We start from the raw sequence: 24,761 nt of genomic DNA, 5'->3' as shown, positions 1-24,761 counted from the left end.
CCTGAAGTTGAAATTAACAATAATCCCTATCAGGGATTGAAACGAATTTGGATGTGAGCTAGTATTTTCCAAATCGGAGTTGAAATTAACAATAATCCCTATCAGGGATTGAAACTTCAAGGTATTTGTACAGGCAGCCTTTTTGTTTACGTTGAAATTAACAATAATCCCTATCAGGGATTGAAACGCCTACTCGGATAGTAGGATGCACGGATAAAATGGTTGAAATTAACAATAATCCCTATCAGGGATTGAAACCTGAAATTAATGCCTCTATTGGCTTTATATTCTTCGCGTTGAAATTAACAATAATCCCTATCAGGGATTGAAACTTATAAGATTTCGCCCGTCCCAATCGTAGCCCTCGTTGAAATTAACAATAATCCCTATCAGGGATTGAAACGATAAACAGAATTTCCAAACTAACTTATTTCCTATCTTGTTGAAATTAACAATAATCCCTATTAGAGTATGTTGAAAAAGTATTGTTATTAACAGCAAAGTCTCTCAAACCTAACCCCCCCAGCCCCCCTTCCCTACAAGGGAATGGGGGTGTAAAAAAGCCTCTCTCCTTGTAGGGGAGAGGTTTGGAGAGGGGTTTTTATTATGCTGATTGATTGGAAAAACATCATCTCAGCAATCAATAAGGATCATAATCAAACCTACCCCGCTTGACGCTGCGGAAATAATAACCCCTAGTGGGTAGATTATTTAAATCGAAAGTATCACCACTGGGAAAACGCCAAATTTTGTAGTCGTAATAAGTCAATGGGGTTCCGGGTTTGCAGACTTCTGGCGGATGATCTCCTAAAACCAAATACGCCGCATTTCTCCCCATGACTTTGGCAATACCATATTTATCGACAACTATTGATGTTTCTTCACTAATCGCAATACCTAAAGCAGTTTGACAAACACCGTCTTGAATTTGTCGGGCAATAAAGGCCATAATTCGCCCCATGCGTTTGCGAGTGTCAAAATGCGTATCAATGATAGTACCCCGCAAATGCGGCCATTGAAAAAAGTTGTAGGTAAAGGAAATATTCTCATAAGGATCATCTAAAGCATCCTTAGTTTCAATCGGGTCTTCACAAGCACAAGCATCGTAAATATAATCACTGAGAATCATTGCCCCTGCGCTCGTGCCACCAATGCCGCCACCTTTGCGATAAACTGACAATACAGCCGCTTCCAGTCGGGTATTTTTCCAATTGCGGATGTATTGACATTGGTCGCCACCTGCAAAAAAGACTACACCAGCATTGAGGATTTTATGCACAATATCATCTCTGTTGGCATTGTGGCGATCGCTCACTATCAAGGTAGCGACAGAGTTAACCCCCTTCATATCATAAATCAGGTGATTATAGTCATCACCACCATTGGCGCGGAGAACCACAACATTAATTTTCTCCACAGAGTGAGTACCGCCTCTGACTTGGTTAATCATCCACTGGATAGCTGATTCCACATCAGGCCCACCGCCACCCAAGTTGAGAACAGGCCCAGCTAATGCGGGTAATGACGGCAGAATCTCAGCAGTCTTGCTATCGAAGTTGGATCTCAGGTATGCTGTAAGACGGGTAATCACCCTCAACAGCATAGCCCTTGCTGTTTTCAAGAACCTTGCTATACTTGGGAATGCCCTTGTCATACTAATCTTCTGGAGCAAACTGCAACTATTGCTTAATGTCGCACTCCCAAGGGCAAAATTCCCAGCGTACAGGGATTGTACTGTTTTTTAACGGCAAAAAACTGAGAGTAACTATTAACTCTCTGCGTAACTCTGCGAAAACCTCAGCCTTACTCCGCGTTTTTTTACCATTCTACCTGCGATCGCTCCTGCACTACTCTTTGATAAACAGCATCAGTTTGTGCGGCTAATTTCGGCCAGCTAAAGCGTATCCCTAAATCCTCATAAGCATTATCAATCAACCATTGACGATAACCAGGATTTTTTAAAACTTCCAAAATTCCCCACGCCAAAGAATCAGGATTATTCACCCAGGTAACTATACCAGTCTTAGTATGCTGCACTACCTCTGGGAAACCGCCTGTATCTGACACGACTACGGGAACTCGTGAGGCGAAGCTTTCTAAAGCTACAATTCCAAAGGGTTCGTAAAGGCTCGGAAACACCGCACAATCAGCCACAGTTTGAAATTTATCTAAATATTCGTCTGACATGAAGCCTGTAAAATAGCATTTATCCCAAATTCCCAAATCCCAGGCTTGACGTTTGAGATTATCTGTGTTACCTCCGCCAACAATCACAAACTTGACGTAACCCCCCATTTCCCACAACACTTTGGGTGCAGCATTCATTAACACTGATACACCCTTTTCGTAAGTCATCCGTCCCACGTAATAGACTATTTTCTCATGGTCGGCGGCGAATTGACGGCGAAAATCTTGGGCGTGGAAATCTTCGTGATGTTTTTTCTTTTCCGGGCGGATACCGTTATGAATCACATCAATTTTATCCCCAGGACTAGCTAAAACCCGCGCTACCTCTTGGCGCATATAATTGGTACAGACGATAATTCGCCAGGCATCGTAAGCCAGTAAGCTTTCCTTACCGTGAATATAATTTTGAATATCGTTGTGAATGCCGTTGTAACGTCCGTATTCTGTAGCGTGGATGGTAGCAATCAGGGGAATTTTAAAGGTATGCTTGAGAGCGATCGCCGCATCCCCAACTAGCCAATCATGAGCATGGATAATATCAAACGGCCCTTCCTCTACAATTAACTTACCCCCGTGATGTCCCATACTCTGATTCAAATTCACCACCCAGTGAAAAAAGTCATTACTATGGGAAACTGGAACTCGATGTATTTTAATCCCCTCCACCACCTCATACATCGAAGCATTACCAACTTCTACCGTAATCAAATGAATTTCATGGCCTAGTTTGACTAATTCGGGGTACAACTCAGCCACATGACGCGCGATACCGCCAACTATTCTCGGTGGAAACTCCCAACTTAGTACCAGTATCTTCATGAACTAGACTCCCCAATGTTTTCAGCAATTCAAAATTCACAAATCTCTAAATGGTAGGTATCCTAGCTTCTAAGACTGTGTTACCTAAAAGCGCATTTACTTTATAAAACTTTAAATTTCTGAGAGTGGTTATTACCGTAGGTAGATTTACTAAAATTTTCTGATGTTTTTCTCGTTTTTGGAAAAAGCTGATCAAAAATTATCAAGAATCAGTTAATCAGCAAATCTATATGAAACTTATCAGCGTAACTGATCCCCACTCAGGTGGAATGTAGTCTCTTACCCCCCACCCCGTTGGGGAATTCAAAATTCAAAATACCCTACGGGAAGGCAAGCCTACAAAATTCAAAAGTTATAGCAGTTTTCGGTTAATTAAGAAATGTAGAGACGTTGCATACAACGTCTCTACAGGAAGATAAACTTCAAAATTAAAAGACGTTGGGTTGCAACGTCTTTTAGGGTTTTGGGTATCTTGATTATGGATTAGCTTTGGTCTAAACGTAACACAGCCATGAAAGCTTCTTGGGGTACATCGACTGTACCGACTGATTTCATCCGCTTTTTACCTTTAGCTTGTTTTTGTAACAGTTTCTTCTTGCGGCTGATGTCACCACCGTAGCATTTGGCGAGTACATCTTTCCGCAAAGCGGGAATGTGTTCACTGGCGATGACTTTACTACCAATTGACGCTTGAATGGGGACTTTAAATTGGTGACGGGGAATTAATTCTTTAAGTTTTTCCGCCATTGACCGACCTACACCGTAAGCTTTATCACGGTGAACAATCATTGCTAAGGAATCGACGGGATCACCGTTAATCATGATATCCAATTTCACCAGGGGATTCTCACGATAACCGATGAGATGATATTCCATACTAGCATAACCGCGCGATCGCGATTTCATTTGATCAAAAAAGTCGGTAACAACTTCCGCCAAAGGTAACTCATAAGTTAAGGTGGTGCGTCCTTGGGTGAGATATTTCATATCTTTGAACACACCCCGGCGATTTTGCGACAACTCCATCAACGTCCCCACAAACGTTTCCGGTGTAATCATTTCTACTTGCACATAGGGTTCTTCGATGCGTTCGCGGTCGTTGGGAGGTGGTAAATGGCTGGGATTATCAATATACAGTTCTTCACCCTTGTTAGTGATTACCTTATAAACCACAGATGGGGCTGTAATAATTAAATCCAAGTCGTATTCTCGTTCTAGACGTTCCTGCACAATTTCCATGTGCAGCAAGCCTAAGAAACCACACCGGAAACCGAAACCCATCGCGCTGGAAGTTTCGGGTTCATAATGTAACGCCGCATCATTCAGCCGCAGTTTTTCTAAAGCTTCCCGCAAGTCTTCAAATTGATCAGCATCAATGGGGAACATTCCACAGAATACCATCGGGTTGGCTTCTGTATAACCGGGTAAAGGTGTTGAGGCTTTAGCGTTAGACAGAGTAATGGTATCACCCACCCGCGCATCAGCTACAGCTTTAATAGCGGCGGCTAAATAACCCACTTCCCCAGCGTGGAGTTCATCGACTTGCTTTTGGTTGGGGGAGAGAACACCCAACTCATCGATTTCGTATTCCTTACCGGAAGCCATAAGATAGATGCGATCGCCTTTTTTCAACCGACCATCCATCACCCGGAAATAGACGATTACACCCCGATAGGCATCATAATAACTATCAAAGATTAACGCCCGTAAACGTTCATCTACAGTATCCGGTGCGGGTGGGATGCGTTCTACAATCGCTTCCAGAATTTCATCAATCCCGATTCCTTCTTTGGCAGAAGCTAAAATCGCGCCACTGCAATCAAGACCGATAATTTCTTCAATTTCGCTGATTACCCGGTCAGGTTCAGCCCCAGGTAAGTCAATTTTATTGAGAACAGGGATAATCTCTAAATTATGTTCTAGGGCTAAGTAGACATTAGCCAGAGTTTGTGCTTCTACACCTTGAGAAGCATCAACCACCAACAAAGCCCCCTCACAAGCCGCCAAACTGCGTGACACTTCATAAGAGAAGTCAACATGACCTGGTGTATCAATCAGGTTCAACACATACTGCTGACCATCTTTAGCTTGATAGTTCATGCGGGCAGCTTGCAGCTTAATTGTAATGCCGCGCTCCCGTTCCAGATCCATGTTGTCGAGAAACTGTTCCTTCATTTGCCGGTTTTCAACAGTCCCCGTGGCTTGTAGGAGGCGATCGGCAAGGGTGGATTTCCCGTGGTCAATGTGGGCAATAATACAAAAATTGCGAATGCGAACTGCGGGAACGTCAGTCATATACAAATTCTTGCTGAAGCAGCAACCAAGGTTAAAAGCAATTTACTTAATGTATTTTAATGCTTTCTTAGCAAAGATGCTGCTAGTCATTAGTCATTAGTCATTAGTCATTGGTCATTGGTCATTAGTCATTGGTCATTGGTCATTGGTCATTGGTCATTGGTCATTGGTAAAAGTTCATCTCCCCAGTCCCTTCCAATCCCCAATCCCTTCCAATCCCCAGTCCCTTCCAATCCCCAATCCCTTCCAGTCCCCAATCCCTTCCAATCCCCAATCCCTTCCAGTCCCCAATCCCCAATCCCCAATCCCCTTCTTAAAGATTACAGAGGGACTTTTTAAGAATCTCTATAAAGTCCATTTTTCTCTGCTAGTATTCATCGACCTGAAGCGTACAATAAAGATATATCAGTACATAGTGTAGATATCAGGGCGGTTTACACCCGTAATTGTCCTGATGTTCTAATTTACTGAGAAAACTTCTAGATTCATGTCTAGAAAGTTTGATGAACATCCACACTTGCCAGCTGATGCTGTTAATTTGATGAGATTTTGGGGAAATATCTAAATATCCACTCTTCTCATTTGTCAGTAAACAGCCCTAACAGTAAAGATAACTGCTTGACAAAGCGTGTTACCAGAGCGTTTTTGAGTAGATAAACCTATGAATATGAAAGAACGAGCTACCGATGCGGAATCAATGCCCACCGATAAGGTAGAAATCTCTATCCATCTGGACTCGGATTTACTGGAGCAAATTCAGCACCTGACCGATAATCCTAGTAAAGTCATTGAGGTAGCGATTCGGCAATGGTTACGAGGTGAGATTCTCAGAGATGATGAATTGACACGCACCCCCCATAGGATGCCAATTCCACCTAGGGGAGAATGGAATGATTGACCTTTCATTAATAGGCTGTAAAGAATAAAGCTGAAAAATGTAAAGTTTGTCAATCTGAGATTCCAGAACGGCTAAAATACGTAAAAATAAATACGTAAAAGCTGTAATATTTAATGCGAAGCTTTGCCTAGCTTTAGTAAAACTGTTTTGAGTTGCCATTTGTCTATCCAACTCGATTAATGATTATTACTGCCAACTCCCAATTGCCAAACATATTTACTCAAAATCTGGAATCGTTACATCATCAGGGTGATGGGCTATTACCAGCCCTCGGTGCTGAGTTGGTATATACGCAGGATGGGGCTGGGCGTTACCTGTCGTTTTATTGGCAAAAAAGTGAGCTGTTGGGATTTAAACCGAACACAATAGTCACACAATGCAACGAACAGAAAGCTTTTGTACCAGTGGATAAAGCTTCCTACATGGAGATATTGCATCGGGTGTTGACTAACTTGGTTCCCGAAAGGTGTCAATGTTGGTTTAATTGTGAACAAAATCTATTCGAGTTGGAGCTGGCAATTTGTCCGATTATCCCGCCCTTGGGAACTACAGCTAGTGCAGTCTTGGTGACAGGTAGGTTATTACAACTGAAAGTGAATAACCAAGAAGTAAACGTAGCAATTCATACGTCTACACAGATAGACTTAGCTTTGCGATCGCAGGAACACCAAAGAATAGTCAATAAACTTACCAGAAATATTCGCCGGACACTAGATTTAGATGTAATTTGGCAGCAAACAGTTGATAGTCTAGGCAAAGCATTACGGCTAGAACGGTGTATTATTTGCCCTTACCAGCCCGCTAGCTCAAAAGTGCGGGTAATAGCAGAGTATCATCAACCAGAACTGCCTTCTCTGGTGGGTACAGAAATAGATGTGAATACTGAGCCAGCCTTTGCACAGGCGTTAGCTACCTTGGAACCAATTGTCATGGAAATTCCAGGGTATAGCCTCAGTAAGCATAATAAGATGTTAGTAGTGGCTACCTGCTATCAAGACCAAGCTAATGGCTTGATTGCGCTGAATTTACGCTCAGAATGCTGTCCACTCACAGATGCAGAATTAGAATTAGCCAAAGAAGTAGCCGATCAGTTAGGCACAGCGATCGCTCATGCTACCTTATACAAAGAGCTAGAAGTTGCCAGACAAAAAGCCGAAGAAGCCTCCCGCCTCAAAAGTGAGTTTCTCGCTAACGTCTCCCATGAAATTCGTACCCCCCTCAACGGCATGATTGGCTTTTTAAAGCTGATTTTAGAAGGCATGGCAGACGATGCCGAAGAAAGAAATCAGTTTTTAGAAGAAGCCCACCACCTATCTTTACACCTGCTGAATATTATTAACGACATCTTAGATATCGCCAAAATAGAAGCCGGCAAAATGGAGCTAGTTTGCGCTCCAGTCAAGTTAGACGAACTCTTCTGTGATGTGGAAAACTTCATGCGTCCCCAAGCCGAAGCCAAAAACCTCAGTTTTCGGATGCAATTACCGCCTACCTCCGATGACATCATTGTTCAAGGCAACTACCAACGGCTGTTACAAGTCATGTTGAATTTAACCGGAAATGCCATCAAATTCACCCACGAAGGCGGTATTACCATCAGTGCCGATATCGTCCTCCAAAAAGGTAAATTGCCAGAACAGCAGTTTCCTGGTATGGTGAGAGTCAGAGTAGCCGACACTGGGATTGGTGTGTCTCTCGATAAACAAGACAAACTATTTCAACTATTCTCCCAAGTAGATGGCTCTCGCACCCGTCAGTACGGTGGTACAGGTTTGGGACTGGCAATATCCCAAAAATTAATCGAGACTATGGGTGGAGAAGTACATTTTTACAGTCTCGGTGAAGGACTGGGTTCGACAGTAACATTCACAGTCCCCCTCTATCAACAACCAGTTATGCTGTCATCTACTGACAGTGACAGCGATAGTATTTGTTAAAGGTTGCCGGGTAAATTATTCGGGTCAATGCCTTGAGTTTGTAAATAGGCAATCAACCTTTCTTTTTGCTGGCGTTCTTGTTCAGCACGTTGGCGTTCTTGTTCAATCTGTTCCACCGCCCACAGTAACAAATTACCAGATTCATCCCACCACCGCAACCAGTAACCTGTTCTGCCTTCTTTTGTGCCGTACCAAGTCCCCAGAAATAAACCCATCGTTGCCAGCCAATGACGGCCATTTTCATCAGGTTGCTTTAACTCATAGCGTCCGTTTTCCAGGTGGTAAAATTCCAGTAAACCGCCATTAGGGTCAAAAATCACGTAAATAGGGACTTGTAAAACTTGCTCGTAGAAAAACCATTTTCCAGGCGGGTAGGTGCGCTTAAAAGAATATTCTTCCCCCTCAGTACCAGATAAAAACTCCATGACAACCGCCGGGATATCGCCTTCTAAATTGGGCGTGTAACTTTTGCGATCGCCTACAATTTCTTTTACACAGGGAACATACACCCAATCAGGAGCTTTAGCAATAAACTGTCCGTTGACTGTAGCACAAACAGCAAAATTACTAGCAATCAACATTTGCGGTTGGATAAAACCACTAATTTCTAGGCTTTCACGCAAAGCACCCGCCAAAATAGGCTGCCCTGTATTTTCCACTGGTTCATCCTCTAGCTGAAAATCATCGGGCAATGGTTCCCAAGAAATATTCAGTTGATTGATTTGGGCTACCATAGGCAAAGTTTTGGGGTTTATTCCAGTGTATCAAGGGATTGGGGATTGGGGACTGGGGACTGGGGACTGGGGACTGGGGAGATGAACTTTTACCAATGACTAATGACTAATGACCAACGACTAATGACTAATGACCAATGACTAATGACAATCTGATCTAGGATCGATTTATTCAGCCAAAAAAAGAACATTTCGGATAATGTGTTTGTAGTAGACTTTAGCACTACCACAACTCACATTTCCATAACCATTGTTAACTTACTGGGTATCACACGATGGAATTAACACCTCAAAACGTTGAAACAGTCTTAGATGAAATGCGTCCTTATCTAATATCCGATGGTGGCAACGTGGAACTTGTAGACATCGATGGGCCGATTGTGAAACTGCGGTTACAAGGTGCTTGTGGTTCTTGCCCCAGTTCCACCATGACCTTGAGAATGGGCATTGAACGCCGTCTGCGAGAAATGATTCCCGAAATTGCCGAAGTTGAGCAAATAATGTAAGGGACTCTTGACTGGGGACTGGGGACTAGGAAGAAGCAGGGGAGCTTTCGGAGTAGGGGAGCAGAGGGGAAAAATCCCATGCCCTGTGCATTGATGCCCCATGACGGCAGTTGCTCCACTTGGGGAGACCCCAAGACCGTACTGCCTCCCCCATGCCCGATGCCCCATGCCCTGTGCATCGATGCCCCATGCCCAATTCGCAATCACATTCTATGTCTCATCCACTTTATGTAGCCTTTATATGGCATCAACATCAGCCGTTGTATAAATCTCCTGGCAAGGGGATGGCAGCGTCTTCAAGTCAGCAATATCGTTTGCCTTGGGTGCGCTTACATGGCACAAAAGATTATTTGGATTTGGTGTTGATTTTAGAAAAGTACCCGAAATTACACCAAACGGTGAATTTAGTACCATCTTTAATTTTGCAACTTGAAGATTATATTGCCGGTACTGCTTTTGATCCTTACCTGAAAGCCAGCTTGACACCTACAGAACAGCTGACTCACGAACAAAAAGAATTTATTATCCAACATTTTTTTGATGCTAATCACCATACGTTAATCGATCCCCATCCCCGCTACGCCGAGTTGTATTTTCAAAGGCAGGAAAAAGGAGCAGCTTGGTGTTTGGCGAATTGGGATTTGGCTGAGTATGGCGATTTATTAGCGTGGCATAATTTAGCGTGGATAGATCCCCTGTTTTGGGATGACCCAGAAATTGCAGCTTGGTTAAAGCAGGGACGTAATTTTACATTAAGCGATCGCCAGCGTATTTATTCCAAACAGCGCGACATCCTCAGCCGCATCATCCCCCAACACCGCAAAATGCAAGCCTCCGGGCAGTTGGAAGTTACCACTACACCCTACACACACCCAATTTTGCCCTTGCTAGCTGATACTAACTCTGGGCGTGTGGCAGTGCCAAATATGACATTACCAGAGCATCGCTTTCAGTGGGCTGAAGATATTCCTCGCCACCTGCATAAAGCTTGGGAACTATATAAAGAACGCTTTGGACAAGAACCCAGAGGTTTATGGCCTTCTGAACAGTCAGTAAGTCCCGCAATTTTACCGTATATTGTTAAACAAGGTTTTAATTGGATTTGTTCCGATGAAGCCGTCTTGGGCTGGACATTAAAACACTTTTTTCACCGGGATGGGGCGGGAAATGTCCAAGAACCCGAACTGTTGTATAAGCCTTACCGTTTGACAACCCCAGCCGGAGATTTAGCTATAGTCTTCCGTGATCATAGATTATCAGATTTAATTGGCTTTACATACAGCGCAATGCCAGCCAAACAAGCGGCGGCGGACTTAGTGGGACATTTGCAAGCGATCGCCAGAAAACAAAGAGAACGTCCCAGTGAACAACCTTGGTTAGTTACCATCGCCTTAGACGGTGAAAACTGTTGGGAATTTTACCCCCAAGACGGTAAACCCTTCCTAGAAACTTTATATCAAACCTTAAGCAACGAACCCAACATCAAACTTGTCACCGTCTCCGAATTCCTAGAAAAATTCCCAGCCACAACCACCATCCCCGGAGAACAACTACATAGCGGTTCTTGGGTAGATGGCAGCTTCACCACCTGGATAGGCGATCCCGCCAAAAACCGCGCCTGGGACTACCTCACCCAAGCCAGGGAAATGCTAGCCAGCCACCCAGAAGCCACAGAAGAAAATAACCCCGAAGCCTGGGAAGCCTTATATGCTGCCGAAGGTTCGGACTGGTTTTGGTGGTTTGGCGAAGGACATTCTTCTAATCACGATGCCATCTTTGATCAATTATTCCGTGAACATCTGTGTGGTATCTATCAGGCGTTAAATGAACCTATACCCCCATATCTCAGACAAGCCGTGGAGGTTCACGAAGCACGGGCTGATCATTCGCCAGAAAGTTTCATTCATCCTATCATTGATGGTAGAGGTGACGAACAAGACTGGAACAAAGCCGGACGCATAGAAATTGGCGGCGCACGGGGAACAATGCACGTTAGCAGCGCAATTCAGCGTTTGTGGTATGGAGTTGATCACCTTAACTTCTACTTGCGCTTAGACTTTAAAAGTGGCATTAAACCAGGGCAAGATTTACCAACAGAGTTAAATTTACTCTGGTTCTATCCCGATAGAACCATGCACAACAGCCCCATACCTTTGGCAGAAGTACCAGACATAGCACCCCTAAATTATTTGTACCACCACCATTTAGAAATTAACTTACTCACCCACTCAATTCAATTTCGGGAAGCCGGAGAACATTATCAATGGCATCCCCGCAGCAGTCGCGCTCAAGTTGCTTTAGAAACTTGTTTAGAATTAGCAATACCTTGGGCAGATTTACAAGTACCGCCCGATTATCCCTTACGCTTGGTTTTAGTCCTAGCTGATGAAGGATGCTACAAAAAATACTTACCGGAAAATGCCCTAATTCCGATTGAAGTACCTTAAATAGTTTGTAGTAAGGACTTCAGTCCTTACTCACTCAAAAATGAGGGCTAGAGCCGCTCACTACAAACCTTAATATCAACCTTTTACACAAACAACTTGTTTGAGTGTGGCTACAACTTCCACCAAATCAGATTGATTTGCCATTACTTCATCTATAGGCTTGTAAGCCCCAGGAATTTCATCTAAAACACCCTTATCTTTGCGACATTCTACCCCCTTAGTTTGCTCAATTAAATCATCAAGTGTGTAGACATTTTTAGCTTTATTTCTTGACAATAAACGACCCGCACCATGAGAGCAAGAACAAAAGCTATGAACATTACCTTTCCCTTTGACAATGAAAGATTTTGCTCCCATTGAACCAGGGATAATTCCATAATCTTCTGCTTGGGCGCGGACAGCACCTTTACGAGTCACATACACATCTTCGCCAAAATGTACTTCTTTTTCGGCGTAGTTATGATGACAATTTACCTGCAATAAAGGTTTAGTTGCTTTTCCTCCGGCTAGATGTTTTTCAATGATGCGTTTGAAACGTGCCATCATCACATCACGGTTAAAACGCGCGTAATCTTGCGCCCATTGTAAATCATGCCAGTATGCTTGGAATTCGGGAGTACCAGCGATAAAAGAAGCTAAATCTGGGTCAGGTAAATTATTTCCTGCCATCTTAGCTAATTCCTTTGCTGTATTAATATGGCATTGAGCGAGATTATTACCGATGTTACGTGAACCAGAATGTAACATCAGCCAAACTTGGTTCTCTGTATCTAGGCACACTTCAATGAAGTGATTCAATTTGTTACTGATTGCTGGCTTAATTTATTTAGTCTCCATAGTCTCAGTTCTACACTATTTCGACTTCTGCCAAGCACTTTCATTGAACACTCAATCGAATGGGTAGTAATAAACTGATCTTCTTCGGGTGTCCATAACTTTCTATTTTTCACCCTTTTCATTTCAGTAGGACGGCTCCAACTTAGCACTTCTCTAGTTTTGATGATTTTTCTAGATAAAGCTAGACAATTATCATAGTATAAGTGTCTGGCTAATGTCTGAGCATCTTCCTTGTAAACCACTATGTTATAAACCCTATCTCTAGTGTTTCTAGTAGATGTCTTTACTTGGCCTGTCATCTGGTTAATAAATTCTATGTACCCAATAGCAATATGTGAGCTAGATGTAACCAGAGATAAAAAAGGAAATCCTTTTGAAGTCAGCCCTAAAGAACCATCCCCATCTATCAGTCCTCGAAAGTAATCAACTTTGGAGAAGCGACAACTAGGCAGTTTTATTAACTGTGATTTCCGCCCATTCGGTAAACCCCATAATTCAAGATAATCTCTCAACCGCTTGTCATAAACTCTCCAAATAACTGATTTATTATCGCTACTAAAGTTAGTTGTACGTACACGTTCAGTAATTGAGGAGTTAAACGGGATGAGATTTTTGAAAGCCCAAAGTATGTGTTCATCTTGTTTGTTAATCTCTATACTTAAGCGACCGCGATCGCGAGTGCTATTGTATAGATGACCATCAGTTTGGATGAAGCCAAACAAGTAGGCATAATAGGGGTTTTCGAGAGTGATATTAGTGGATTCCATGAAACCACAATATCATATCTGAAAGTCGCAATCGATCAAGTCATTTCTGCTTGATTCTATACCTTCCTGTTCGGTATAGTTCGGAGCACACCTTCATCCTCAATTATTTAGGATGCCCAAGTCCCTCTGCTCTCTACGGGGCGTTTTACCGCTTCCCTCGGTATTAGCAATCTCAGCCTTCACCGATTTGGACGAGTTTTGATTACTGCATTACTACAGTAAGGGGCAATCTTTTACCCCCGCCAAGAGAACCCATTTGTTTCATTGCTTTAGTTTGTAAATCTTGCACGCCACGATGCAAGTCGTTAAAATCTCGCCAACGTTGCCAATTAGCAGCAGATTTTTCAACCTCTTTATTTTCGTTAAAACCCGTAGGAATTGCTGCCTCAATATCGAGACGGATTTTCTTTAGCTTCCCTTCTAATTGTTCACCAGTAAATGGTGTTTTGATGGCGCACATACCACAACCAATATCCACGCCGACAGCCGCAGGAATAATGGCTTCTTTTGTAGCAATCACAGAACCAACTAAAGCACCTTTGCCTAAGTGAACATCTGGCATCAATGCTACGTGTTTAAATACAAAAGGTAGCGATGCTACATTTTTAGCCATCTTGGTTTCTTCTGAACCCAATGGGTGATTTGCCCAAGATAAAACGGGTGATGCTGTCTTAATTTCTAACTTGTCGTAGGGCATAATTTTATATTGAATAGGAAAGAATCATTGTGATTTGTAGAGACGGCTATTTATCGCGTCTCTCTAATTGTCAACTTATGTGACTGATTCACGCATACTACAAATGTAGTATAATAAAAGTTGAGTGTCAACCTCATCGGTTGGTAGTTAGGGAACACCAAAAAATAAATTATCCAAATTGACTGTTAGTAGGGTGCGTCAGGATGAATATTTTCTTGTTATGGCCAGGGTTTCTCGTACTGACGCACCCTACATTTTGGATGTTGTTGATTTGGAAGTCCCTTCAGGGTAATTGATGGATAAAGTTGCGGTGTCAAAGCCTTCCCCATAACAGATGCCAGGAATTAAGTAAAAGTCAGACAATATATACCTACAATGGATAATAATAATTTGGAGGGTATAGAGTCTCCAGTTTTTGGCATAGAGGCATGAGTTTAAAGGCTATTCTGTTTGATTTTAATGGCGTAATCATCAACGACGAGCGCATCCACCTACAATTGATAGATGAAATTCTGATTCAAGAAAATTTGCAACCGCAAAAACCGAAAGAGCGTCAAGGTTCATTAGGACGCAGCGATCGCGCTTGTTTTCAAGAATTGCTCACGAGTCGTGGTAGAGTAGTCACTGAAGAATACTTAACCCAGTTACTCCACCGCAAAGCAAAAGCCTATGTGCTGGAACTCGATAAGCTAGAACAACTTCCTATCTATCCAGGTGTGGAAGACTTGATATATCAAGCGCGTTCCCAACATCTCAAACTAGCGATAGTTAGTGGTGCGCTGCATAAAGAAATTGAACTGGTATTAGAACGAGCCAAGCTAACAGAACATTTTCCTATTATCGTCGCCGGGGATGACATCACCACCAGCAAACCCCAGCCAGACGGTTATTTATTAGCAGTCGCACGTCTCAATCAAGAGTATCCTGACTTAAATCTGCAACCACAGGAATGCTTGGCGATAGAAGATACCCCCGCAGGTATCCAAGCTGCAAAACACGCACAGATGCAAGTCTTAGGTGTAGCCAACACCTACCCGTTTCAGATGCTTCAGCGTTGCTGTAACTGGACTGTTGATTATTTGACGGAATTAGAACTAGAACGAGTTCAACAAGTTTTTTCTGGTAAACCAGTCCAATCTAGTATAAGTGAATGTTAAAATAAAGTACAGTAGTGAAGCGTTGAGTTAACGCCCACTGTCTGGGGAATTAGCTCAGTTGGTAGAGCGCTGCGATCGCACCGCAGAGGCCAGGGATTCGAGTTCCCTATTCTCCATGTATGTTACTTATTCTAACATCAATGTAAACATTGATAGTTGACACGCTCACATTACCAGCCAAATCCTGAGCCGTAATTGTGAGACTTTGAGCAGAAATATTCCCATGAGGTAACTCTTGAGGTAACTCTAGCTGTTGATCAAACTGTCCATTATGAATAATGATGTCTTTGGCAGGTAAATCATTAAAGCGATAGGTGAGACTGGTAATTGGTGAAGCTGTGCTGTGAACAGTTCCGGTTAATCTTGCGCCGGGAGTCAAGCGATCGCCATCGGCTGGACTACTAATATTTAAATTAGGTGCAACTGTATCAATTGTCAATTCCTGCACCATAGACTCTGGGTTGACGTTTCCTGCTTTATCTGAAATTTTAGCAGTGACTTGTTGCACTCCATCAGCTAAAGTCACAGTATCTATTCCAGCAACGTGATTGTTAATTTGCACCTCATCTAACAATTCTTGACCATTAAATAACTCAATTCTACTGTCGAATTCATGATTAACAGCACCGTTGAATTTTAACTGATTAGCTATAGCCACAGAGGTAGTATCTAATGTAAAATTGAGTTTCAGCAACTCAGAAGAATTACCAAATTCATCAATAGATTGCAGAATTAAATTATATGTGCCATCAGCTAATGTACCACCTTTAATAGTTTCTAACAATTGACGGTTTAACAACAAACTACCATCAGGTTTTAAATTAGATGAGATTTCCACTAAATTATCTTCACCTTGTAAACTCGCCTTGAGACTGCTAATCCTGCTAGCATCAGTTACGTAAACAGCTATATGAGAATTAGAAGTAATACCATCATTATTTATCCCTGTATCTTCAACTAAATTAGCAGCAATCTTAGGTGCAGTTGCGTCAAAAGTAGCAATAGACCTTGCATAATTGATTAACACCTTACCTAACTCTGTATTGCGCCATTCCTTCGGCGGTACAATCAATGAGCCTAAATTTAGCACCGTTGTATTTGCACCCTTAACTGTAAAGATAATATCGTTATAATCCCGGTCTGTACCTTGGTTGTGAATGATATCCTCAAATCCAAACACCCCACCGTCTAAAGTTTTATCTAACATTTGACCCAAGTAAGCAACTTTATTAGGGTTAGCATCTGGAATTGAGAATAAAGGCCGTTTATCTCCAGTAATGGCTGGGTTAGCAAATACCTCACTCACAGTACCATTAGGAACTAAAAATACAACAAATTGACTACCAGGAGTCATATTAAAAGTTTTAGCTCCTAAATAATTACCAGCATTTTTGTTACTTTCTCCCAGTTCACCGTTAAAGCGTGCGCCTTCATTTTGGTCAGAAATCACTACATAGCCTAAATTAGAATTGCTTAAAGCACGACGGGAAGCTTCTCGAATAAATTCAATTGAATCAACCGCCAAATTTTCCATACCTTGGAGATTGAAAATAGCCATTTCTCCCTGATAGCTACCGGAATCAACTATAAAGTCGATGATGACTTTTCCTGTAGCATCAACAATAAATACACCTGATGGATAAATCGGACGAGAAGGAGGTTGAGGGTTAACCTCTACTTTCAGAGTATTGCTACTTACAGCACTATCAGAGTCAGTAACAGTTAAAGTTACTGTGTATTCACCCTGATTTTGATAGGTATGAGTCGGGTTTAAAATGCCAGTAGCAGTATTACCATCGCCAAAATCCCATTTAATTGTATGGGTATCTTTAATACCGGGGTCTTGGAAATTACCGTTAAATTTCAAAGCTACTCCTGCATTCACTATCAGGTTAGAACCTGCTGTAACTATCGGTGCAACATTATTCACCACAACTGCTAAAGTTTGACTAATAGAACGCCCTTGAGCATCTTGAACAGTCAGCGTGACATTGTAATTACCGTTGTCTGCAAATTTATGGGTGATATTTTGCCCAGTTACTACCTCAGTATCATCCCCAAAATCCCAGTAATAGGTCAGAGGTTGATGATTAACGCTGGTAGCTACAGCACTGAAGTTACCAATTTCGCCTTCATTTAAGTTAGTATCACCTGAAACATCAGTAATTATCAGAGATGTACCGTTAACGGTGACGGTGACAGTCGCAGGTTGAGAAATTGCACCAAGGTTATCTTTGACGGTGTAGGTGAAGTTGTCAGTCCCGTTAAAGTTGGGGTTGGGGGTGTAAGTTACAGTCCCATCATTGTTAACTGTGACGTTACCATTGCTGGGTTGAGTCTCGATGACGATACTATTTAAGTTAATGGTGTCATTACCATCGACATCTCCGTCATTGTTGAGGATAGGAATGATGATGCTGGTGTCTTCATCAGTGGTAATGGTGTCATCGTTAGCTGTGGGTGAATTATTACCCGTTTGATTAATATTGACTGTTACCTTGGCTTGAGTGCTACCACCAAAACCATCTTCTACTAAGTAAACAAAACTGCCAATACCGTAATAGTTTGGGGTAGGTGTGAAGGCGATCGCACCATCTAAGTTTAGTTCAACAGTGCCATTGATAGCATTATAGACACGGGTAATTTTTAAAGTATCGCCATTTGGATCATTATCATTTTGCAACAGTTCGTTAGGCTGAACCGTTAAGATACTGTTGATTTGTGTGTTGACAGTATCAGCACCAGCTACGGGTATTAGGTTAGTTCTGTCCAGTAATTGGATATTATCAATTGTCACAGAACCGTTGCGATCGCCAAACCCCAGTAAATCAAAGTAAAGTTTTGCCTCAGTATTGGCAGCAATACCACTAACATCAATATTCACAGTTAGCGTTGTATTCAGTGCAATTGTATCACCTGAATTGATTGCCCCAGTAATCTTAACTTTACCGGAAGTCGTACCATCCCCAGCATCAAAATACACCCTACCATCAGGCTGAATGTTCAACAGTGCGTCAGTTTGATTGAGTCCATCAAGTGTAATCAATGGCTGATTTGTATTGTTATCGAACAAACGCACCTCAAAAGCATCCCCAGGATTGAGATTTGTTGATGTTCCTAAATTAACATTCAGTAATTGGAATTGCAGAATTTGCGAACCTTGGGGAATAGTCAAAGTTTGAGAGACGCTAGTAGTAGCAGAATCACCTTCCTGCAAGATAATTGCATTGTTGCTGAGAGTCGATAAGCTGCTAATTGTCTGTGCAGATTTTAGTCCTAATTCCGGTTCAAAAGCCGAGCTTAAAGCTAACTTCTCTATTTCTAAACTATTCACATTGGCTATTAGTCCCTGATTTTGCAGCGATTCAACTACACGAATTTGTATGGTATCTTCGCCTAAACCACTGTCATCATCAGCGACACGCAATTTAACTGTGTAAACACCAGGAGTATTGTAAGTATGTAGGGGAGTCAGAGTTTTATAAACATAAGAACTGTTATCCCCAAAGTCCCAGGAAATGAGCGGGAAAGTATCCAGAGTCCCAGCATCGGTGACAGAACCATTAAATCTAACTTGTGTACCCACCACCACAGTTTGATCAACACCAGCATCCACAACTGGTATTCTATTTCTCACCAGGATATTTTCAGTGTAAGCCAAACTGGTGCTAATGCCATAGTCTCGATAAATATTGATAGTGTAGCGATCCTCAGCAGAAGTTGTGGGGTTGTCATCTAAATAACGGTGTTGGAAACTGACATTATGTGTACCCGCACCAAAGGAGACAGTTTCAACTGTACCATCACCCCAATTAATTCTGGCTGTGAAGGGCGAAATTAGATCAGAGAGGACGGTATTAACTGTAAAGATGTCATTTTCGTAAGTTACCCGTAAGTTATCCCTAGTTACTGGGTCTTCTACATTATCATCCTGATCGGCTGTTACTTCAACAGGAATATATTTAGTCTGAGAAACACCACCATCATCATCGCTGACTGTCACCGCAATTTGATATGTACCAGGATTTTGGTAAGCATGAGAACCAAACAATGAACCTCGACTGAGGATATTTTCAGCACCAGCAACAATATCTGTAGCTACTTGGGTAATTGGTGTGCTGTTGTCACCCCAATTAATAGTATATCTCCACGACTCAGTAGAGCCAAAACCTGGGTCTGTAAAATTACCAAGACTAGGAATAGTAAATTGGTTATTGGCTTTGACTTTAAAGCCAGGAATAACAGAGAGTGTGGGAGCTACGTTCAAGACATCAACATTAAATGTTTGCGTACTTGTACCACCATCATCATCACTTAAAATTACCGTGACCGTGTAGGGAGAATTATCAGCTTTGTTATCTGCATAGATATGCTGGAGGTTGAAGAAACCTCTAGAAGCTGTTCCTGCTGCACCGGGAATAATATTAGTGACGTTACCACTATCAACCTTACCATCACCCCAGTCAACACTATAACTCCAGTTCTCTGTTGCACCAAAACCGGGGTCGGTAAACACCAAGTTACCTAAATTCAGTAATTGACCTTCATTAACAGTTTGGTTGGTAACTGCGGTTAAAGTTGGGGTGACGTTGCGGACGTTGACTTTTATGGTTTTAGTCGCTTCTCCACCGTCATCATCTCTGACAGTTACAGTCATGATATATGGGGAGTTGTCTGGTTTGCTATCACCATAGATATGTTTACCGCCAAACACACCTTGAGATAATACTCCAATAGAACCGGGGGTAACATTGGTGACATTACCATTATTAACTATGCCATCACCCCAGTTAATCGAATAAGTCCAAGTTTCTCCAGCACCAAAACCAGGGTCAGTGAAGCTGAAGAAGTTACTTAAATCCAGTTCTTGACCTTCATCCAGAGTAACTTCATCATACACATTGGCTAAAGTTGGGGCAACGTTACGCACTACCAGCTTGACAAATTTCAGGTCTTCACCACCTTTACTGTCTGTCACCCGCACACCGACATCATAGATATCTTCATTACCATGTGTACCACGGTTATCAGCATAGATATGTGTACCTGAAAATGTACCTTGGACTACACTACCGGAAACAATATCAGTCACTTGACCAACAGCACGGGGGGTAGAATCATTCCAGTTAATTGAGTAATTCCAGGTTTGGTCAGTGTCAGGATCGGTAAACTGACCTGTTAATTTTAATGAATCACCTTCATCAACTACTAATGGTGATAATATTGTCAGCTTCGGCGGTGTATTACCATTATCTAAGACTTGACCAAATGTAATGTTATCAAGGAAAAACATCTGGCTAATAAAGCCTTGAGGGTCTTCTAATAAGAAGTTTTGTTCAAAGTTTTCTACTTCAAAACTAATTGTCCCAACTTTACCTTTATAGCTTTCGGGGATAAGAACTGAATAACGTTTAGTTTCAAAGAATGCTGGGGTTAGTACCACAGATTCTTTAATTTCTCCGGCTTCACCATTGAAGTAAACATTTACTCTGGAATTGGGAGCAACTAACAAAGGCGAAATAATATCAAACTGTACTGCTTGCGCCGTTGTGGGAATGTACAGGCGATTATGGGTGATGCGTTCTAGATTAACCAGACTGTCAATTACACTTTCTTGTTTTTCGCCTGTGAGAATTTCACCTAAAGACCCGGTGAATAATGTTGAACCCATTTCAAAAATCGCTTTGAGAATGCTTTGACCTCCCATTAACAGAGAGTAGTTTGGTTCCATTTCCCAAAGACTTTCTAATTGCTCAAAAACGTATTCTTTAACGTTGTCTAAGCCGGGGACTTTTTCGCTGATAATATCAACTAATTCTGTGGCTGGTTCGCGCCATTTCTCTGGTAATTCTCCCAGTTTGTCGTTGACTTTTTTATCAATGAGTGCTTGGACTGGTTCAGCTAATTTATCCCAAACTTTTTCTAGTAAACCTTTAAAAATTGTTTTGGGATTGGTTTGGAAAACTAAGGCGGCTGTTAAGTCAATGTTAGAGTCTAACAGTACAGTTTTAAAGCCTTCTCCGCCGTGGAAAGACCAACCGGGCATTTCGTGGGAGAATGGGAAGCGATCGCGCAAATGTAATGTCCCCCACTCAAAATCTCCGTTAAATACATCCGCAACCGCAGGTTTACCACTTTCTTGGTCAGCATCATCACTGTTATCAAAGGTAACTTCTACACCCGCAAACCCGGAATCAGGACGCAGATATGTTGCACCACCTAAGACTGAATAAGCCCAACCAATACCATTACCTTCCCAAGATGGCGGGAAACTGGGCGAACTGGGATTAGAGACATACCAAGGGTTAGGTAGTGTAAAGTTAAAGTCTTTAAAATCATCAGGATAAGTGATGGCGTTTTGGGCTTTACGGAAAATATACTCAGGGTCATCAGCAGAAAACTGCTGGAGTTGCAAATTAGTTGTCCCAGCATACCACCGCCACACACGGCTATGAGGGCCACCCAGACCATAGTTAGCCTCGATGGTTGTGTTTAAGTATGGTATTGTCAGTGCAATTCTGATGTCATCTTGAGTAAATGCTGTAGAACCATCCAGTAAACGATTGACATCTGTACCATCAATTCCCCGTCCATTGGGGGTTAAAGTAAAGTCAGTTAAAGAAGCCGATGCTTCACTGGCTAACTTTTGGTAATAGTTATCAGCAAAGAGAATATTATTCCAAACTGTAACATTCGGGTCTTTAAAATCTGCATAATATAATGTTTCCAGATTTGTCCCCACAAACTTCGCCCATGTAGAAGCACTACCTGTAATAAAAGATAAGGCTGTACCAACTACAGGTATGGGTTTAGTAATTGTACTTAATCCCTGAAGAATATCCCCTAATGGCACATCCAGAGAATCTTGAACAAAATCATGGGGGTCAAGAGTTGTCATCTGGATAGTCTTGACATCGGGGAAATAAGTCCCAATACGCTGGATAATCTCACTGTTGACAACCGTACCCCGGCTATGAGCAAGAAAATGAAGCGGGGAGGTAAAGATTTTGTCTTTAGTTCCTAGTGTTTGGTTTTGATTCAGTTTCACCAACGCCGCAAAGAAAGCATCCGCCGCAGCTTCCGAGAAACCAGAATCACTGATATCAGATTCTTTCACCCAGTTCATAATCAGGGTAAGCGGTTTACCGAGTTGCGGTGTTTGTCCGTCTACTGTCTCAAATTCTCCGGTGAAGCGGTTATAAGCCATAACTGCCCCATCTCCACCAGCTTTATCAATGTATTGTGCTAATTCTTTAGTCCACGCTGGTATGCTATCACCCAAAGATAACTGGAAGCCGTGGGTAATGACTGTGACGGCTGAGAATTGGTTAGGATTGCCAACAATCGGTGCAGTATTGAAGGATTGATACTGGCGATAAATGCGACCATCTTTACCTTTGACTTCTACACCCCACCAGTAGGTTTGTCCGGCGGTTAGTTGTAATGCTGGCGGTAATTTAAACTTGGTTGGCTGTCCACCTAGAACTTGATAAGTGAGGATGCGGTTATTGTGGGGGGGATTAGTATCATCAGGGAATAAGCCTTCACCTGGCCCAAATGTACTGACATACAGGGTGCTTTCTAAATTAGGTTCACTAATAAACCATTCAAATTCCGGTGTGTTGGTGTCGATAGTACCAGAAACACTAATTGACAAATCTAGTAAATCTTTTTGAACTGCTAAACCACGGGGGTTATAACCTGGAATAATCGGCCCGTTGGGGTTTTGAACTCCTGGTGTATTCGGGTCTAAGTCAGGAATGGAGAAAATGGGGAAAGCACCGCCCAGGATACCCATTCTGTAGTCAGCCCTGAGATCAATGGCGTGGTTGAGGTCGTTGACGGGGAATCGGTCTAAGGTATAACTACCGACACCGTTTTGCGAGTTGAGGTATTCTTCAACTGTCTGTCTTAACTTGGGTAGGTCGTAGACCATGACAAAGTTATTACCACCAAAGGCAGCATACAAATACTTTTCATCGGCGGAAATAACTAAGTTATCTGGGAACGCCAGAGGTGTGGAACGAGTAGCGGCAACTAAGCCTGAACGCCCTTGAGAATTATACAGACCAAATGGGTCGTATATAATACCGACATTACCGCCGCCTGGGTTGCTGGGTCTGAAGTTGGGGTCATGGGAGGGGTCATTTTGGATGTAGCGGTTAAAGCCGGTGACAAAGGCAAATTTGCGATCGCCTGTGACTGCAATACCCCTAGCATTATTCACATCAAAGCTATCGAAGGTAGAACCCAGGTTTAAACTAATATATTTTTCCACTTCCCAGATATTACTACCCACCTGGCGCAAGACTCCAAAGCCTTGATTATCTGAGAGGAAGTTAGTAAATGTAATGATGTTGGGGTCATTGGTGGTCGTAATGGCGTAAGGTTCTGCACCTACTTCTAAAATTTGACTAATTGGGATGGGGAAACCACTGGCAAATTTTTGATCAGCGTTACTGATGTCGTAAATAATAATATTGCCTGGTTTAGCCGTCACATTGCCAGCAGTCAGAGAACCTCGGCGTTCCCCTGGTACAGCTACAAATAGTCTATTATTATCAGCACTAATCGCAATGCCATGTAGACCGTGAGGTGCGGCGGGTACATCAATAATATTGACTAATTGATGATAAGCGGGAGAGAAAGGATTAATGTCAATGACGTAAATTCGCCCTTGAGTTTCATCAGTGACATAAGCATAGCGATCGCGGTTATCAATGACAATTCTGTGAGGTTCAGCACCGACAGGTAACTGTATCTGATTTATCCCCAAGGTTGCTGCTACACCAGCGACATCAGGAACAGCGTCTATTTGTTGTAGGGCTAAGGTATCAATCACAGCGATCGCGCCACTAGCAAACAAGGTAACATAAGCGCGGGTATTATCAGCAGTGACAGCAACTTGACGCGCCCCGTCTACTTTATTCGGATCACCTACAGGAATGCGAGCTAATAAATCAGGAATCACATCTATTTGGTTGGGGTTAAGGGGATTAACCCGCTCAGTGGGAGCCATAACCGCCACTTGATCACTCACCAGCGCAGAAAATACGTAACGCCCATCAGGTTGAATGAACCCTACATTGCTGCTGCTAATTGCCGAGTTATCCCATTCGGGAATACCACCAGGGCCAGCTTTCAAAACTGAAGTTTTACGAATCACATAAAACTTAGATGTGCCGAGAACAATATTTTGCGGAATATTAAAACGTAATTCCTGTAAACCGTTGCTTAAAGTTTGAATACTCTCAGCTTGGACGCGAACTTGTCTAAGTTGACCATTTTCTAACCCACCCGGTAAAAAGACAACTTCAATATCTTCCTTAACCGTGCCTAGTTTGCGTCCATCAACCAAAGGCGCATTTTCATCAGCATACTGTAATCGCTCACCCCGAATTACCAATTGTGGTGCAAGATTGTCAAAGTCAACCTTGATGACTTGGATAACCGGATCAACACCCTCGATATTAGCAGTAT

The 24,761-nt window shown here is 42.4% G+C and carries 11 protein-coding genes, 1 tRNA gene, 2 pseudogenes and 1 CRISPR repeat array (2 of these 15 running past the window's edge); of the genes and pseudogenes, 6 read left to right on the top strand and 8 right to left on the bottom strand.

What is annotated here, in order from left to right; all coding sequences use genetic code 11:
- Positions 1 to 478: direct repeats of the CRISPR family, unit length 37 nt; unit sequence GTTGAAATTAACAATAATCCCTATCAGGGATTGAAAC (it extends 1,460 nt beyond the left edge of the window).
- Between the two features lie 162 nt (positions 479 to 640).
- The 3 genes from A3775_RS14140 to lepA form a co-directional block, all read right to left on the bottom strand.
- Entirely contained in the window at positions 641 to 1,654 is a 1,014-nt protein-coding gene (locus A3775_RS14140; RefSeq protein ID WP_066380292.1) for a cyanophycinase, read from the bottom strand.
- 164 nt (positions 1,655 to 1,818) lie between these two features.
- Positions 1,819 to 3,006, bottom strand: coding sequence for a glycosyltransferase family 4 protein (locus A3775_RS14135; protein ID WP_066380293.1), 1,188 nt, complete (start codon positions 3,004 to 3,006; stop codon positions 1,819 to 1,821).
- A gap of 483 nt (positions 3,007 to 3,489) precedes the next feature.
- On the bottom strand, positions 3,490 to 5,301 hold the full coding sequence (gene lepA, locus A3775_RS14130; protein WP_066425478.1) for a translation elongation factor 4: 1,812 nt from the start codon (positions 5,299 to 5,301) through the stop codon (positions 3,490 to 3,492).
- A gap of 661 nt (positions 5,302 to 5,962) precedes the next feature.
- Between lepA and A3775_RS14125 the strand changes: the two genes are divergently transcribed.
- Complete coding sequence (locus A3775_RS14125) at positions 5,963 to 6,199, top strand: type II toxin-antitoxin system CcdA family antitoxin (protein WP_066380297.1); 237 nt, start codon at positions 5,963 to 5,965, stop codon at positions 6,197 to 6,199.
- A 179-nt stretch (positions 6,200 to 6,378) separates the two neighbouring features.
- On the top strand, positions 6,379 to 8,136 hold the full coding sequence (locus A3775_RS14120; protein ID WP_066380299.1) for a cell wall metabolism sensor histidine kinase WalK: 1,758 nt from the start codon (positions 6,379 to 6,381) through the stop codon (positions 8,134 to 8,136).
- Here the strand turns inward: A3775_RS14120 and A3775_RS14115 are convergent.
- Positions 8,133 to 8,870 (bottom strand): Uma2 family endonuclease, encoded by a 738-nt coding sequence (locus A3775_RS14115; RefSeq protein ID WP_156481640.1) that lies wholly within the window; start codon positions 8,868 to 8,870, stop codon positions 8,133 to 8,135. The two genes, A3775_RS14120 and A3775_RS14115, sit on opposite strands and share 4 nt — an antisense overlap.
- Positions 8,871 to 9,145: 275 nt before the next feature.
- Here A3775_RS14115 and A3775_RS14110 point away from each other — a divergent pair, with 275 nt between their 5' ends.
- Both A3775_RS14110 and A3775_RS14105 read left to right on the top strand, forming a co-directional pair.
- On the top strand, positions 9,146 to 9,376 hold the full coding sequence (locus A3775_RS14110; protein WP_066380302.1) for a NifU family protein: 231 nt from the start codon (positions 9,146 to 9,148) through the stop codon (positions 9,374 to 9,376).
- A 212-nt stretch (positions 9,377 to 9,588) separates the two neighbouring features.
- Positions 9,589 to 11,823, top strand: a complete 2,235-nt coding sequence (locus A3775_RS14105; protein WP_066425476.1) for a glycoside hydrolase — start codon at positions 9,589 to 9,591, stop codon at positions 11,821 to 11,823.
- Positions 11,824 to 11,898: 75 nt separating this feature from the next.
- On the opposite strand, the pseudogene A3775_RS14100 reads toward A3775_RS14105, so the two are convergent.
- The 3 genes and pseudogenes from A3775_RS14100 to A3775_RS14090 all read right to left on the bottom strand — a co-directional run.
- Positions 11,899 to 12,618 (bottom strand): annotated as a pseudogene (locus A3775_RS14100) (RtcB family protein); the annotation flags it as partial.
- The gene (locus A3775_RS14095) at positions 12,618 to 13,427 is read right to left on the bottom strand and encodes a hypothetical protein (RefSeq protein WP_066380304.1); all 810 of its coding nucleotides are present in this window, start codon (positions 13,425 to 13,427) and stop codon (positions 12,618 to 12,620) included. The pseudogene A3775_RS14100 and the gene A3775_RS14095, both read right to left, overlap by 1 nt.
- A 235-nt stretch (positions 13,428 to 13,662) precedes the next feature.
- Positions 13,663 to 14,124 (bottom strand): annotated as a pseudogene (locus A3775_RS14090) (RtcB family protein); the annotation flags it as partial.
- A 428-nt stretch (positions 14,125 to 14,552) separates the two neighbouring features.
- Between A3775_RS14090 and A3775_RS14085 the strand changes: the two are divergent.
- Positions 14,553 to 15,281: an HAD family phosphatase gene (locus A3775_RS14085; protein ID WP_066380305.1), complete on the top strand. Its 729-nt coding sequence runs from the start codon at positions 14,553 to 14,555 to the stop codon at positions 15,279 to 15,281.
- Between the two features lie 43 nt (positions 15,282 to 15,324).
- A tRNA-Ala gene (locus A3775_RS14080) sits at positions 15,325 to 15,397 on the top strand.
- On the opposite strand, the gene A3775_RS14075 is transcribed toward A3775_RS14080, so the two are convergent.
- On the bottom strand, positions 15,388 to 24,761 hold the 3' portion of the coding sequence (locus A3775_RS14075; RefSeq protein ID WP_156481639.1) for an Ig-like domain-containing protein. 19,438 nt of this gene lie beyond the right edge of the window; 9,374 of the gene's 28,812 nt are visible here — the last part of the coding sequence; its start codon lies off the right edge, out of view — the gene reads right to left on this strand; its stop codon occupies positions 15,388 to 15,390. The genes A3775_RS14080 and A3775_RS14075 overlap by 10 nt on opposite strands.

Source organism: Anabaena sp. 4-3, from assembly GCF_001597745.1.
In the GTDB taxonomy this organism is placed as follows: Bacteria; Cyanobacteriota; Cyanobacteriia; order Cyanobacteriales; family Nostocaceae; genus Trichormus.
The sequence above is the reverse complement of the archived record's forward strand: the minus strand, read 5'-3'. Positions and strand labels throughout refer to the sequence as shown.